General features: G+C 59.4%; 13 protein-coding genes. 7 read left to right on the top strand and 6 right to left on the bottom strand.

Translation table 11 applies throughout. The features are described 5' to 3' along the window. Nucleotides 1-674 precede the first annotated feature (674 nt). Nucleotides 675-2,099, bottom strand: a complete 1,425-nt coding sequence (locus GX444_18055) for a hypothetical protein (protein ID NLH50484.1) — start codon at nucleotides 2,097-2,099, stop codon at nucleotides 675-677. A gap of 126 nt (nucleotides 2,100-2,225) precedes the next feature. Continuing rightward, nucleotides 2,226-3,113, bottom strand: a complete 888-nt coding sequence (locus tag GX444_18050; protein NLH50483.1) for a 4Fe-4S dicluster domain-containing protein — start codon at nucleotides 3,111-3,113, stop codon at nucleotides 2,226-2,228. A 125-nt stretch (nucleotides 3,114-3,238) separates the two neighbouring features. Here GX444_18050 and GX444_18045 point away from each other — a divergent pair, with 125 nt between their 5' ends. Continuing rightward, nucleotides 3,239-4,210, top strand: coding sequence for a hypothetical protein (locus GX444_18045; protein NLH50482.1), 972 nt, complete (start codon nucleotides 3,239-3,241; stop codon nucleotides 4,208-4,210). Between the two features lie 20 nt (nucleotides 4,211-4,230). Here the strand turns inward: GX444_18045 and GX444_18040 are convergent, their stop codons facing one another. From GX444_18040 to GX444_18025, 4 genes are all read right to left on the bottom strand, one after another. Next, the gene (locus GX444_18040; protein ID NLH50481.1) at nucleotides 4,231-5,412 is read right to left on the bottom strand and encodes a hypothetical protein; all 1,182 of its coding nucleotides are present in this window, start codon (nucleotides 5,410-5,412) and stop codon (nucleotides 4,231-4,233) included. A 274-nt stretch (nucleotides 5,413-5,686) separates the two neighbouring features. Then, nucleotides 5,687-6,037 (bottom strand): hypothetical protein, encoded by a 351-nt coding sequence (locus tag GX444_18035; protein NLH50480.1) that lies wholly within the window; start codon nucleotides 6,035-6,037, stop codon nucleotides 5,687-5,689. A gap of 156 nt (nucleotides 6,038-6,193) precedes the next feature. Continuing rightward, on the bottom strand, nucleotides 6,194-6,574 hold the full coding sequence (locus GX444_18030) for a hypothetical protein (GenBank protein ID NLH50479.1): 381 nt from the start codon (nucleotides 6,572-6,574) through the stop codon (nucleotides 6,194-6,196). Between the two features lie 179 nt (nucleotides 6,575-6,753). Further along, nucleotides 6,754-9,165 (bottom strand): PAS domain S-box protein, encoded by a 2,412-nt coding sequence (locus GX444_18025; GenBank protein NLH50478.1) that lies wholly within the window; start codon nucleotides 9,163-9,165, stop codon nucleotides 6,754-6,756. A gap of 304 nt (nucleotides 9,166-9,469) precedes the next feature. On the opposite strand from GX444_18025, the gene GX444_18020 reads away from it, so the two are divergent. The 6 genes from GX444_18020 to GX444_17995 all read left to right on the top strand — a co-directional run bounded on the left by GX444_18020 (nucleotide 9,470) and on the right by GX444_17995 (nucleotide 15,420). Next, nucleotides 9,470-10,366, top strand: a complete 897-nt coding sequence (locus GX444_18020; protein NLH50477.1) for a hypothetical protein — start codon at nucleotides 9,470-9,472, stop codon at nucleotides 10,364-10,366. A 112-nt stretch (nucleotides 10,367-10,478) separates the two neighbouring features. Then, entirely contained in the window at nucleotides 10,479-11,366 is an 888-nt protein-coding gene (locus GX444_18015; protein ID NLH50476.1) for a formylglycine-generating enzyme family protein, read from the top strand. Further along, on the top strand, nucleotides 11,363-12,163 hold the full coding sequence (locus tag GX444_18010) for a hypothetical protein (protein ID NLH50475.1): 801 nt from the start codon (nucleotides 11,363-11,365) through the stop codon (nucleotides 12,161-12,163). Before GX444_18015 ends, GX444_18010 begins: the two co-directional genes overlap by 4 nt. A gap of 54 nt (nucleotides 12,164-12,217) precedes the next feature. Next, complete coding sequence (locus tag GX444_18005) at nucleotides 12,218-12,442, top strand: hypothetical protein (GenBank protein ID NLH50474.1); 225 nt, start codon at nucleotides 12,218-12,220, stop codon at nucleotides 12,440-12,442. Nucleotides 12,443-12,520: 78 nt separating this feature from the next. Then, nucleotides 12,521-13,909: a hypothetical protein gene (locus GX444_18000; GenBank protein NLH50473.1), complete on the top strand. Its 1,389-nt coding sequence runs from the start codon at nucleotides 12,521-12,523 to the stop codon at nucleotides 13,907-13,909. 341 nt (nucleotides 13,910-14,250) lie between these two features. Beyond that, nucleotides 14,251-15,420 (top strand): hypothetical protein, encoded by a 1,170-nt coding sequence (locus GX444_17995; GenBank protein NLH50472.1) that lies wholly within the window; start codon nucleotides 14,251-14,253, stop codon nucleotides 15,418-15,420. Nucleotides 15,421-15,515 lie beyond the last annotated feature (95 nt).

Genomic DNA, 15,515 nt, shown 5'->3' with positions numbered 1-15,515 from the left:
TAGCCCAGCGTTTCAACGCTGGGTTTCGGTTCGCGCCATTTTTCTTCGTGCCATAGGTACGTCTGAATGATCTCCCACATTTTTCGTTGTGAACCATGTTCCGAGGCACGTCCCTGACGGGAGGAATAAATCCGCGGCATTTATGCCCAGCGTTGAAACGCTGGGCTAGATTCAATCGTCCCTCACGGGACGTTAGGAAATTATGAAAACCTTCACCGTCTTTCAGTGCACAAGCCGGAATCCACACCGCTTCCACTTTGAAATTCTCTGATTTACAAGACTTGACTTTGGCAAAGCAAAGTAGTGTTATTTATCCATGTGCTGAGGAATGATCGAAACCTCGGTTGTAAGGATTTTGACGGTAGTTAAAGGATGGAGTAAAATAATGCTCCAGAAATTCCAATTTGTAGATACTGTCCCCCTAAATCCAACGGAAATCCGAAAAGCGAAAAGCGGAGGGAGATAAGTAATGTCCTCTGAATTGCTCCCAAATCCGCTCGGCATGGCCATCGATCCGGATGGATCGAAGACCATGGCACCCCGAAATGAATCGCACCCTTCGAGACGGCCAAGAGTCTCTTCAGGGCTGCGGTTAAGAGGAGGCAGCCAAAGGGCTTTTCACCTGACTTCCTATCTCCGCTATTTCGGTTGTTAACCCAGGTATAAAGGAAGTGTCAGCGCGCGAACACGGCGCGGTAGACGGCCAGCAATTCCTCGCCCGTTTCGCGGCTCGGGGCAAGCGAGCGGTCGTACAGGTAGGTGAAATTGTCGTACTCGCGTTCGGTCAGCGCGTAACCGATCCAGTCATTGCCCAGGCCGATGAGAAATTGCGCCCGGCCACCCATCAACTCGCGCAGCTCGAACGCGTAATCCGGCGCCCATTCGCCCGGCAGCGTGCCCAGCATCACCTTGCCGATGGAGACGATCGTGACCGTCGATTTGGAAACGCCGCCGGGTGGCGGAATGTCGCGCGGGGTCAGCCCGACATCCGACGCCAGCCAGAAGAGGATATTCTCGTTGGCGACTTCGTATTCCGTCGCCGCCAGGATTTGAATACGCGGATCGGAAACCGGCGACGCCCGCTCCGCCAAGGTGAAGACATCTGCCGCCAATTGATCGCCCATCGCCTCGACGTCGTGCCAATCGCGATCGTTGAAAACCCAATCGTGCCAGGGGTCGTCCAGCGACAGAGGTTGGATGTTGCCGCCCAGCGCGCCGTTGAAAAACAGGTGGATGCCGCCGGCGCCTTCCTGCATCGCCTGGTAATAAGCCCCGGCGAAATCCGCCGAATACAGAGTGTTCTCGGGAATCATCTCGGTGACGTGGCACGGCCAGTTCATCAGCGAGCCGAGCATCTCGCCCTCTTCGTTCCAGGCAAACAGCACGCTCAAGGTATTGTCGATCAGCGCCTGCGGATCGCCGCGCTCATGCTTGTTGAAATGCATCCGGGGCTCGTCGCCCGCCGCGACCGTCAGCGCGGCCGGCTCGCGCGCTTCCCAGGCCCGGACGCCGGCGGCGATCGACTTTTTCACGATCATCGTCATCACGTCCTCGTTCCGCCCGGAGATCGGCGGCAGGATGACTCCCCACAGGCCGATGGTGTCCGGGCCGTGATGGTTGTGCGTCGCGGCGACGATCACCCGTTCCGGCTCGATCGCCAGTTCCGTCGCCAGGCCGGCCTGGATTTGTTTCACCTCGTTGGCGATCAGGCCGACCAGATCCGTCGCGATCAGGATCAGGGCCTGGCCGTCGGCGTCCTCGAACGCCGCCGCTTGCGCGTAGAGCGGATCGTGCGTGCCGGTCGACCAGCGCAGGTTGTCGGCGGAGAAAAACTCCATGCCGAACCCCGCCAACGGCGTGGAAACCTTCGGGGTGATGTCCACCTGGGCGAATCCGGCGCGAAAAACCGCGGCATCCGGCGGGGAGGAATCGTCGTTGTCGTCGTCGACCGGGGAGGCATCGTCGTCGCCGGCCGGCGTCGGCTCGGTCGACGAATCATCATCGTCGGATGACGAGGAATCGTCGCAGGCCAGGCCGAAGAAACAGAATGACAGGGAAAAAGCGCTGAGCACAAATACGATGATCGTGTCGGCTTTCATCGGCCCTCGGTTATTATTTTAAAAATACCATGGATCGATTTACGAGGATCGCCGTTTTTTGTCAAGCGAAAGGCCCAATCTCGCCGGGAATTGCGCGGTGACGGACGCTGGTTGATCGGCGACGGTCTAATCCAGATAGCGAACCTCGGCCAACCGGCGCGGGATCACACGGCGGAAGGGGAATTTCGGATATCCCAGCGTGACGCAGACGTGAACGTCGCGATCCTTTTCGAGCTTCAAAATTTTTCGCACCGTGGCGCTGCGACTGCAGATCGGCGGCAGCAGCGAATTGAAGCAGGAGCCGACGCCCAGCACTTCGGCCATGAAAATGGAATGCAGCGCGGCGATCGTGCAGTTTTCGACGACCCCCGGTTCGAAGCGCGGGCCGTGGAAGAGCAGCATGGCCGGGCAGTCGCGGCGAATTTCATCGCCTTTCCCTTCGAGATACCACTTCCGATACCAGCGTACGCCCGGCATGGCGAAATTGCGCATGACCTCCAGCGTCGCCGTGCTTTCCTTGAAGCGAATGAACTGGCGCGCCAGGGGATTTTGCACCACCCGATCGAGCATCCCGTACATCTGGTAGACGCTCTTCATCATTTTTTTCATCGTTGCTTCCCGGTCGATGATGATGACCGCGGTGGAGAGGCTGCCGCTGCCGGTGGGCGCGGCGTGCGCGGCGCCGGCGATGCGATCGAGCACCTCGCGCGGGACCGGCTTGTCCTGATAACGCCGGACGGAGCGCCGCTGCCGGAAGAGGGTCAGCAGGCGGTCCGCGTCGAGGTCCAGGGTTTGGAGCGGCGCGAAGTCGCGCACCGCGAGGCCGTCGACGTCGATCGCGGCGACAGGGCAGACCGCGGCGCAGTGGCCGCAATCCATGCACAGCGCGGCGCGCTCGGGGGAAACGGCGGTGCGTTTTTTTCCGTTGCTCTCGGTGGTTTCCGGAATATGGCGCGGGCAGACGATCCCGCAGATGCCGCAAGCCCGGCAGATCTTTTCGTCGATCCGAATCATCGCGGTGGCCTCTTCTTATTGGATGTTTTGCAAATTAAATCACAGGACCCGGCGCCGATCCAGGGGTGCGGAGCGGAACGTTTTCGTGCTAAACAGCAAGTCATGTTCACGAGCGGACCCCAATCATGAGCAAAGTTCGGCGCCTGATCTTTCGCCTGCCCGTTTGGCGCGTCGTTCTTTTCATACTGCTGCTCATCGCCGGCTTGATCATCCTGACGGAAATGACTTTGCGGGTCGCCGGCGGGATTCTCTATCGGCCGATTCGCGCGGAAGTCGCCCGTCTGGAAAAGCCGCGGCCGAACACCTTTCGGATTTTATGCAGCGGCGATTCGCATACTTACGGCATGGACGCGCCGGCGGATCTTTCCTATCCGCGACAACTGGGCAACCTGCTCAACTCACGGAGCCTGAAAACCGGCTACCAGGTCGTCAACGGCGGCGTGCCGGGATTCAATTCCTCCCAGGCGCTGCGGCAGATCAAGGAAACGCTGGAGAAGCCGGAGTCCCGGCCGGACCTGGTCATCGTCTGCGCCGGCAAGAACAACGATCACAATTTCCAAGAGGCGCGCTTCTGGCGCGAGGAAACCCTGAAAACGCAGCCGATCCGCGCCCAGGTCCGCGAATTGCTCGAGCGCTCCAAAACCTATCAATTGGGAAAAATCACCGTCTACAACCTGCAACGAAGTCTCGGCAGCGACCACGATCTGCAATATTCCAGCTTGATCAAGGACGACGAGTTTCTCACACGTTGGCTGATTCAGGATTACGGAGAGATGATCGAAACGGTGCGGCAAAAAAACGTTCACATCCTCTTTTTGAACTATTTTCTCGCCTGCCGTTCGGTCGATGACGCGCTGCAAAGCACCGCGAAAAAGTACGGGGTCGGTTTCGTGGATGTCCGCTCGTTCCGGCAGCCGTTCGGCCTGACGATGAAACTGGTCGGCGACACCCTGCATCCGAACGAAAAAGGTTACGCCGCCATCGCCCGCTTCGTCGCCGACGCCTTGATGGAGAACGGATTGATTCCAGATTCGCCGAAATATGCCGCGCCTTTTTCGACGCAGCCGGAGGTGCCGCCGACCGGCGCGGGACAGTGAACCGCCATGGTCCGACGGCTCTATTTTTTCGGCGGAACAGTGATTTTCAGACAGCCGGATTCGCTTTCCAACACGATCAGCCGTTGATCGTCGAAGGGCAATTCGGCTTTTTCGGCCGGTTTGCCTTGCCGGCGTTGCAGTTCCAGGGTGATCGCGGCCAGAACCGCGCGGCGGTCCTGCATATTTTTGGCGCAATGCCGCATCAGACTTTGGGTGTTGGGATAGCTGATCTGGGCCGTCAACGAATGCATGATGTCATCGCGAATCACCTCAGGCGGCAGTTCCTTGCTCCCGGAGTTGATCCAGGTCTGGAAATGATCGATGTCTTTTGCCCGAATGTGGATTGACATGTAGCGCTCGCGGTCCAGAAAGCCGACGATCCCGCCGAGGCGGAATAAAAAATACGGCACATGGATTTCATTATCCCCCAACCGGTCCCATGAATCCCGACCACCCGTAAACAGGCGATCCAGTGCCGTCATCGAATGCGCGGCTTCGACCTTCAACGATTCCACGAACATGACGCGGGCATCGGGCAGGGATTCGAGTTGCTTTTGCAGTTCTTGAATGGTGGCGGCCGGCAGGCGCGGCAGGAGGAAAACGATGGTTCCGTTGATGCGCTGGGCGATCGCCTCGGCAATCATCACCGGCAGAATAAATTTGGCGTTCAGCAATTCGCGTTCCGTTTCAATCGTTTGAACGAGCCGCGGTTCGGCCTTTTCCGGTCGCCCCTGCGACAGGTCCAGCGCGGCGGCGACCAGATCGGCGAAAATAAGCTGGCGGAGAAAAGAGAAGTTCAGCAGGTCGGCATCCGGATCATTGTCCAATTGCATCACCAGGCCGTCTTTCAACACGGCGTGGAAGCGATCAAGGAAGGGTTGAAATTGTTCCAGCACCGGCGCCTGCGCCTGAATTTCATCGTTTACAAAGAGCGGACACGCATCGTGAAATACCTCTTTCGGCAGGGTTAATTTCGCCGCCGCCAGATCGTCGAACAATTTCTCCAAGGCGAGGTGATCGTCTTTCGGGCGAGCGGCAATCTCCTCGGCGACGGCCTGGAATTCCGCCTGTCGCGCATCCAGTACGGCTTTGCTTTCGGGTGGCATCCGGTAATAGGGGTAAAGAACTATCGCGGCAACGAGGACGAGGAGAAAGAAAACAACCAACACCACCGAGAGGACTTTTTTCGCTTTCGGACGCATCGGACAGCCCCTTTCTTGCTTATTCGGCGGTTCTTCAATCCATGAGGTGGTTGTGTCTGGCTCAATGATGCGGAGAAAAGGATGGTGATAAAATCGATCGTTGCGGCCGAGTTAATCCGGCCCGTCGTCAGAACGATAAAATAAAAATATTAATCAGGCAAGTGGATAGAATAATAACGATGGTCCGGAGAACCGCCGGAAAGGTTAAAAAATTAGGGCGGCTCAAGCGAGCCGCCCCGTCATCACCGGCGATCGCGAATCGCCGTTTTTTCCGTTAGCACTTGTCGCTGCAGGTTTTGTAGGCGTCGCAGCTATCGGCGGTTTTCGTGCATTTGGCGCGGCATTCCAGCGCCTTGCCGAATTTTTCGCCCTTGGCCGCAACCGATTTGCCCAGATCCTGGACGCATTTGTCGTAGCTTTTCTTCGTGCACTTGTTCTCGGTCCTGTAGTTGCAGATATCGGCGATTTCCTTTGCGTAGGGGATCTTGTCGTCCAGGCCGGCCTTGCTGGCCAGGCCGGTGATCGTGCTCGGCGCACCGCCGGTTTTGCAAGCCACGCCCAAGGCGAACGCGATGATCGCCAGGGAAACAATCAACAATGCCCAATTGCCGTGATAATTCTTCATTCTTCACCCCTTATAAGCCGAAAAAGAAGTGGTTGATTGACAAACCCTGCTTCATTTTACGACAACCCGATCGATTAAGTAAGCCTTTTTTCAACCCGGGGAGAGGGTTGCCATCACCGAGCGAAAAAGGCCCACCTTCCGTTCGGGTAACCTTTGTCAGTCACAGGCCGCGTCCCAGCAAGCGAATTCGCAATCGGAGAAGGTATCGCAATCGCCGGCCGTATAGCACTGGCAGACGCAGGAAAAATAGGCCGTTTCATCGGCGCAACCCGCCATGAATTGTTCGTAGCAAGTCGCGCTGTCCGGCCAACCCCAATGGTCCTCGCAGGTGGCGAAAACGAAATCGCAGACCTCCTCGACCGTGCTGGTGCAATCGTCGTCATCGTCCGCCGCCGCGTCGTCGTCCGCCGCGTCGTCATCGGTCGCGTCGTCGTTGTCGTTGTCGTCGTCGTCGTCATCGCCGCCGCAGGCCAGAATCAGCCCGCCCGCTAACAGAGCGATCAGCGAAAACCAAAGCAACCACTTAGCCGTTTTCATGCAAAACCTCCTCCCCGTTGATGGTACAACTTCGAGTAATATCGTATTTTCCCGCAAACGAACGCAAGGAAAATATCCCGACATGATGGTACGAAATCATGTTTCCACAATTCCGGCGGGCACGCAAACGCGGCGGCCGGAACGCGAAAATAATTCAAACGGGCCGCCGCGCCGCGCGGTCAAGGTTTTCTCTCCAAGGCTTCGCGGACCTTTCGCAATAGGGAGGCGATGGAGAACGGCTTTTGCAGAAACATGACGCCTTCGTCGACCACGCCGTGATGGGCGATGGCATTTTCGGTATAACCGGACATATACAGCACGCGGAGCGCCGGCCATTTGACTTGCAACGATTCGAAGAGCTGCCGGCCGTTCAGGGTGGGCAAAACGACGTCGGTGAACAGCAAATCCAACGGCGGCTCGGCGGCAAATGCCAGCGCCTGGGCTTCCTCGGCGGTGGTGGCGAGCCAAACGCGATAACCGTGATCTTCCAGGATCTGCCGCACCATCCCGCGAACCACTTCCTCGTCCTCGACCAACAGGATCGTTTCCGAGCCCGGGGGCAAGTCGTGCGGGTCGGGCGCCGGCGGTTGGTCGGACGTTACGGCGACGGCGGGCAGGTAAATTTTAAAACTGGTTCCCTGATTCAACTCTGAATAGACGTTGATGAAGCCGTTGTTCTGTTTGACGATGCCGTAGATCATCGACAAACCCAGTCCGGTGCCTTTGCCGCGTTCCTTGGTGGTGAAAAACGGTTCGAAAAGGTGCTGCATCACTTCCGGCGTCATGCCGCAACCCGTGTCGCTCATCGCGAGCATGGTGTAACAGCCGGGCGTGGCATACGGATGCCGGCGGCAAAAGGCCGCGTCGATTTCGGTATTGGCGGTTTCGATGACCAGTTTGCCGCCCCGTGGCATGGCGTCGCGGGCGTTCACCGCCAGATTAATCAGGATCTGATCGATCTGGCCTGCGTCGACTTTCACTCTGCCGAGGTCCGGCGCGGCGGTGAATTGCAGATCGATGTCCTCGCCGATCAGCCGTTGGATCATCCGAACGGATTGGCCCACCAAGAGGTTAAGGTCGAGGATCTTCGGATCGATGAGCTGTTTGCGGCTGAAGGCCAGCAGTTGGGCGGTCAGGGTCGCCGCGCGTTCGGCGGCCTTCTTGATTTCGGTCACTTCGGCGAACGATCGGTCGTCGTCGGCCATCCCGGTCAGCATCATCTCGGCATAGCCGATGATCCCGGTCAGTATGTTGTTGAAATCGTGCGCCACACCGCCGGCCAGGCGGCCGATCGACTCCATTTTCTGCGCCTGGACGAGCTGTTCCTCGAGCCGCCGGCGGTTTTCCTCGGCGGCCTTTTTGTCGGTGATGTCGTTGATCACGCCGAGGATTCGCTCGGGGCGACCTTGCTCGTCGAGCAGCGGGTAACCCGTATCCTGCAGCAACACATAATGACCGTTTTTCCGAAGGCACCGATACTCGGCACTGAACTTCGTGCCGCGTTCCCAGCTTTCGTCATACCGGCGGACGATGGCTTCGCGATCGTTTGGATGGATCAATTCCTTCCAGCGATGGTAACCGCCGGTCAGTTCGGCGGGCGCATAGCCGAGTATCGCCTCGATGCTGCCGCCCCATTCGGCTTCGCCGGTCTGAGGGTTGCATTCGTAGACGATGTTGCCCGCCGAAAGGAAAAGCAGGTCGTAGCGCCGTTTCCACTCGCGGTTTTCTTTTTCCACGCGCAGCCGTTCGGTGATGTCGCGGATGGCGGCGATGTGCACCGGCCGGCCTTTCCGAACGAAAAAGCGACCGGTGATTTCCACGGGGAACACGGTGCCGTCCTTTTTGCGGTGAAAGCGCAATGGGATGGTAATGATTTGATCGGAAATCACCGGCGAGGAAACGGTGACCCGCCGCGTGTCCTCGGGTTCGGCCGAGAGGTCCGTGTTTTTCTTCGTCAGCAGTTCCTCGCGGCTCATTTGGTACATCGCGGTTGCGGCGGCGTTCGCCTCGAGCAGCCGGCCGGTTTCGTTGTCGATCAGAAAAATCGAATCGGATTCGGACTCGAACAACTGGCGATAGCGTTCCTCGCTTTCGCGTAAGTCCTTATCTGTTTTCATTCGTGCGGAAATATCCCGTGTCACCCCGATGACGCCGATCGGGCGATTCGCGTCGTCGCGAATGAACTTCATCGTGTTTTCCGTCCAGATGGTCGAACCGTCCTTGCGGTATTGCGCCAATTCCAGCATCAGGTTGCGGCCATGGGGGCGATCGGGATCCTGGTCCCGGGCCAATTCCTGTTGAAAGTGATGCAGGGTGAGCGAGTAGGATTCCGGAGTCAGCACATCCGTCAAGCGCTCCTGCAACGCTTCCGCGACGGTGAAACCGCGCACTTTTTCCACCGCGGCGCTGATAAAGGTGAATTGCAGGTCCAGATTGACGATCCAGATGATGTCGGTCGCGTTTTCCGTGACCATCCGATATTTGCGCTTTTCTTCCTGGATTCGCGCCAATTGACGTTCCAACTCGGCTATCCGCTGGTAGGCTTTTCCCAATTCCATCGCCGTCTGGTCGCGGTCGTCTGAGGCGGACATGGCGGTCCTCTATTTTCTAATGAAGTGAATCATTATCACGTTGATCGGCTTTGTCGTGAAAAATGATGATTTTTATTTTCGCGCCTGCGGGGAGGCGGCATTTTACTTGAAAAAACTAGCATGAATGCCCCCGGAAGTCATGGGTCTCCGGATGCAAGTCTTTGCTTCCGGTCGGGAAATATTTTTTTAATCATTGTCGCGACTTGCCGCTTCACGCGCCCATGAAAAAGCGCATTTTTCTGGCATTTTGCCTTGATATTGGGCAGACTTGTCACCAAATGGACGAACCGGCGGAGTAAAAGGAATGAACCGAAGGGGCGTCAGGCTATTACTGTTGTGTTTGGTTTTCACGGCGGCCGGGCTGTCCTGCGGCGACGACGGCGAACCCGACAACAACGAAAATGATGGTGATAATCATTGGTTAGTCGCTGGATTTCGCGCTTCGCGCTACGGCATTGAACCGTTTCCGAATCCGGTTTACTGGGGCGAGGTCAGCCGCGAAATGGCCGGGCGTTTCGCCGGCGCGGAACCAGGCGGTGTGTGGATCGTCGGCGTGTTTTTAGACGATGGCTCGTGCGAACTGAATTTTCCCTCGCCGGGCGGCGAATACGCGAAAATCGCGTTCGGCGCAACGGATCAAAACGAAGCCTACCTGAATTGGTTCGATAAAAACGATGTCCGGGTCTGGTTGCAGGTCGAGCCGGGCGCGGCCGAGGTTGCGACCCTGATCGACCTGGTGCTGCGGCGGTACGGCCATCACGGATCGGTGGCGGGAATCGGGATCGATGTCGAGTGGTATCGCGCCGACACGGTGGCCGACGGTCAGGCCGTCACCGATGGCGAGGCCGCAGCCTGGAGCGAACTCGTCCGCGGGTATGACCCGAGCTACACGCTTTTTTTCAAACATTGGCTGCCTGAAAAAATGCCGCCCCAATACCGGACGGGATTGTTTTTCATCGATGACAGCATGGCTCTGGGTTCCCTGGCGGCCCTGGTCGAGGAATTCGGGACCTGGAGTGAAGCCCTGGCGCCGGCGCCGGTCGGTTTTCAATTCGGCTATGACGAGGATCGCGCCTGGTGGGGCCAATTGGCCGATCCGCCCGGCGACATCGGCCGGGCGTTGCGGGCGGCGATCGACCGGACGGCGGGCCTGTTCTGGGTGGATTTCACGATCGATGAATTGTTCCCGTCCGCGGACTAGGCGAATACATGACAACCGGCCGCTTCGATGGTAAAAAGCCGGTTGGCGACAAAAGGGAAAGACGAACCACTTAATAAAACAACGGTTCTCATCACTCGACGGCAGGTGCTTCATGGACAAAAGGCGCATCCCGGCATTTTTGACGATCCTCTTTTTCGTGGCCTTTTTCGGCGTCGCGATCAATTGCGCCGACGAGGAAGACGAGGACGACGATCATTCACCCGACGACGGGAATGAGGACGACGATCACGATGACGACAGCGACGACGACCAGGACGACGACACCGACGAGGACGACCTCAGCGAATCGATCGGCCTGGAATGGGTGGAAATACCGGCGGGTGACTTCACGATGGGCTGTTCGGCGGGCGACGAAGCTTGCCGCGCGGACGAGCGGCCGGCCCATCCGGTGACGCTCGCGGCGTTTGCGATGAATCCGCTGGAGATCACCCAGGCGCAATTCAATGCGCTGCTCGGCGTCAACCCGAGCTATTTCACCGCTTGCGACGATTGCCCGGTGGAACAGGTGTCGTGGGAGCAGGCGACCGCGTTTTGCACGCTGCTCGACGCCCGCCTGCCGACCGAGGCCGAGTGGGAATACGCGGCGCGCGCCGGCGCGAGCACGAAATATTCCTGCGGGGACGACGAGGCCTGCCTGTCCGGGATCGCCTGGTTCCTGGACGACGCCGATTTGCGGACCCATCCGGTCGGTTTGAAAGATCCGAACGATTTCGGATTGTACGACCTGCACGGCAACGTCTGGGAATGGGTGAACGACTGGTACGGCGCCGATTATTACGACGCCGGTCCGGCGGCCGATCCCGCCGGGCCGAACGCCAGCCAGTGGCGCGTCCTGCGCGGCGGCGGCTGGAACAATACCGCCGATTACCTGCGCGTTTCCTATCGCAACTACGATCCGCCGACCGATCGCGACCGCGTCGTCGGCTTCCGCTGCGTGCGCGACGACGCCGCGGTCAACGAGGGAGGGACGGTGGAATGAAGGCAAAATGGTGGTTGATCGGCGGCCTGGTGTCGTTGCTGTTTTTCGCCGCGGCGTGCGGCGAGGAAGAACCCGGCGATTTTGACGCGGCCCCATCCGGCCAGACGGCGGCCGCGCCGGATGCCTTGACCGATCTGGACCAATACTTGAATGCCGATGGCGCGCCGACGCGCCGGTCGATGATCGGTCTGTGGCGGTGGATCGATAAAATGTCGGACTGGGCCGACCGGGAGGCGGACGACGAATACGAATTCACGCCCGAGGAAATGCACGAGATCGCCAATTTGGGCGTCGGCTTGCCGCCGGAGGAAGCCTGGAAGGTGATTCATGCCGAACTGCTGCGCCGGCACCCCGGCAAGATCAAAGCGGTGCCGCGCTGGACCTTCAACAGCGCGGGTACGTCGTTCTGCGAACTGGCGCTGGTTTACGCGTCGTTGAAGGAATACGTGGCGTTTTTCGGGACGCCCATCGGCGCCGACGGCTTCTCCGGGCGTTACAACAAATCCGACGTGTGGGATTTGATGGTCGACGGCGAGATGTGGAACTATTCTCCCGGCGAGTTCCAGCCGGTGATTTCGCTGGCCGGCGACATGGCATATCTGCCGGCGGGCACCGGCAAGGGCGTGCAGTACGTCGACCATGCCTGGATGATCGATTACGCGCGCGGCAACATCCCTTCGATGTTCATTTTCGGCGTGATCGGCCCGGCGCTGTTCGTGACGATGGATTACCAGAGCGCCTGGGAACAGATCGTCGACTTCGCCGAGTTGCTGTTTCAGAACTGGTTCCCGTCCTAGGCGGCGGCGCGCTAAAAAAACGCCGCTGACGGGGGCGAGGAAAGGAGGCGCGTCATGGGCGATCGGCGGAAATATTTATGGCGCGGCGCGGCTCGCCTGATCGCGGCGGTATTGACTCTCTGGTTGCCGCCGGCGATCGCCGGCGCCGCCGACATCCCGTCCGGCGAGGCCGGGTTGACGATCCTGGGCATGACCGACGACTACCTCGGCCCGCTGGCGCAGGGCGATCTCAACGGCGACGGCGTGGCCGATCTGGCGATCGGCGCGCCCGGCACCTGAGGCGGCGACCCTTCCGCCCAGGCGGGCGGCGAGCGCATCTATGTTTTCTTCGGTCCTGTTACGCCGGCGGCGGCGCCGTTGGATCTGGCCACCGCCCAGGCGGATCTGACGATCTACGGCCCGCGCGACTGCGGCAGCTTCGCCGCCAAATTGGGGCTGGCCGATTTGAATGACGACGGCTGCGACGATTTGATCATCGCCGATTCGGCGGCGATTCTTCCCCATTCGACCGGCGTGTTTTTCGTGCAATTCGGTTCGCCGGATCTGAAAGCCGGCACGGTCTGGAAGTGGCGCGAGCAGGATAAGCCGGATTGGACGGTCTATCTCAACCACGAAAGCTATCTGCTCGGGAGTTCGTTCGCGACCGGCGATTTCGACGGCGACGGGATCGTCGACCTGGCGATCGCCGGCGACGATTATTGGGTGGGTGGCGGCGGGCGCGGCGTGGTCCACCTGCTGCGCGGGCCGTTGGCCACGGAAAAGGGCACGGTGCGCGATTTGGCGTCGCAGCCGGCCGAACTGACGATCAACGGACATCTGGGCACGGCGTCGCTGTTCGGCGAAGGCCTGGCGCTGGGCGATTTGAATCAGGACGGCCGGGCCGATCTGGCGATCGCCAACCGATACCTTCTGAGCGAAGGCAATCACGGCGCGGTATACCTGATTTACGGCCGGGATTTCGGCGCCGCGCCGATGAAGTGGGATTTGGCGAAGGTCGGCGCCGACGTACGCGTTCAAACGGGCACCGATCCGCGCTTCCAATGGTTCGGCTGGCCCCTGGTGATGGCCGATTTCAATGACGACCGACGGACCGATCTGGTGGTCGGCGATCAGAGTTTCGGCGCGACGCTGTCCGGCGCGTTGGCGATGCTCGACAGCGCCCGCTTCGGCAAGGGCGCCGTGATCGACCTGACCGTTACGCCACCCGATCTGACGGTGGTCGGCCAAACCCAGGATTATTCCTACGGCCAGAACTTTTCTGCCGTTTGTCTGGCCGCGGCGGCGGCGGACAGCGGCGGTTCGCTGTGGTTCGCCGATCGCGACGCCTGGCGGGGCGATCAACGGACCGGCGAGGTTTGGCATGTTTCCGCCGGGCAGTTGCACGGTTCGGGCGCGGTTTTGCCGCTCGATACAATCGCTCCGGTCGATAGTTATTATGGTTTGGGAGATATGGGATTCGGCTGGGATCTGCTGGTCGGCACGTTCGACGACAATGAGGCGCGCGATCTCGCGGTCAGCGCCAATCTCTTTTTTCAGGCGGCCGACGGGGGAAAATATCGCGGCGCGGTGAGCCTCTTTTTCGATCGGTTGGCGCCTGAAGCGCCGGTCGACGACGATACCGCGGATGACGATACTTCACCGGCGCCCGACGACGACCAATCGCCGGCGGACGATGACGCGGCCGATGACGACATCGACGGTTCCTCCGACGACGATGATGACAATGACGAGGGCTGCGGCTGTTGACGGTCAAAGTGGATATTTTTCGCGGCGATCTGAGTTAGCATCCAAAGTGGAAAATTATAACCAATCGATATAGAAAAAGAATAATTTTCATTTTTCACTCAAGTAACTTTCCATCCATGTCGATGCAAAAAGATACAAGAAGTAACAAACTGGATTTGGCCGACGGTTCTGTGCTATCAAGGAATCGAAAATCGGACGCCAGGCGGGAGGGCATTCGTTTGTAATCAGATTAAGCTGTTTCCTAACACGCCGGGTAAAGAGAATCACTCGGTGGTGGAAGATAAACGTCTCTGATGATCAGCGGAAAATTTGCGGCAATAATCATTGAAAGGGAGGGGAAAATGACTCGCATTTGGACGATTCTGTTTTTGTTGTCGGTATTGGTGGCGTTGAGTGTTGTCGTCTCCTGCGGCGGCGACGATGACGACGACAACGACACGGCCGACGACGACGCCGCCGATGACGACGCGGCGGACGACGACGCGGCGGACGATGACGCGGCGGACGACGACGTGGCCGATGACGACAATGATGACGGCCACAACTTCGGTGACATCACCGGCTATGTGGAAATCGACTATGCCGAGGACGTGCTGTGCGACGGCAATTATTGTTACCTGGCCGCCAAGGATTCGGGCGTGATCGTGGTGGACGTGTCGAACGTCGACAGCCCGGCGATCGTCGGCCAGTACAACCCGGCTTCCGGCCAGGTGTACAATCTGGTGATGGACGATGACGGCTTCCTGTACGCCGCCAACCGCGACGATCTGTTGAAGCTCGACGTGTCCGATCCGACCGATCCGCAACTGGTGTGGTCGTTCGTGCCCACGACGATCGGCGTGCTCAATGCGGTGGCGTTGGGCGACGGCGGCACCATTTATATCGGCGGCAGCAACGGCAGCAACGGTTATGTGGAAGCGGTCGCCGAAGCGAAGGGCGACCCGGCCTCGCTGGGCGAGGTGCAGGTATCGACGACTGAAACCTGTTACAACCTCGGCTATGCAAACGACGTCGCTTACTGCGGCGGCGGCGAGGGCACGTTGATTTCGGTCGACGTCGCCAATCCGGCCGCGATGGCGGTGCTCAACACCTACTTCAACGCCGGGACGGCCGGTCACGAGCCGTGGGGCCAGGACGTCAAGATCGACGGCGACGTGCTGTATTACAGCGACTGGGGCGCCGGCCTGATCGCGGTCGACATCACCGATCCGTCGGCGATGGCCGAGCTTTCGGTGTTGCAGTTGGCGGACGGCTTCTACGGTAGTTTCAACGCCGGTCCCCTGACCATCCTGGGCACTGCCTACACGAAAGTGCTGGCGGCGGCCGAATCGTGGGGCGGGCTGGTGCTCGTTGACGCCTCCGACCCCGCATCGTTGACGCAGATCGGCGACGCCCTCGACTTGCAGGTCGACATGGGCTCGGCGCCGCACGGCGTTTGGGTAATGGGCAAATACGCTTACGTCGCCGACAACGGCGAACAGATGTTGATCATCGTGAAGATCGCGGATTAAACGAAGACGATAGCGCCGGCCGCGGGGCCGGAAACGGTCCCGCGGCGCCGGCGTTCGGTTTGCCTCCTTCCGTTCCATACGCACAAAGGATCGAC

The organism is Myxococcales bacterium, from assembly GCA_012517325.1.
GTDB lineage: Bacteria > Lernaellota > Lernaellaia > Lernaellales > Lernaellaceae > JAAYVF01.
This window is presented reverse-complemented; position numbering and strand designations above follow the sequence as displayed.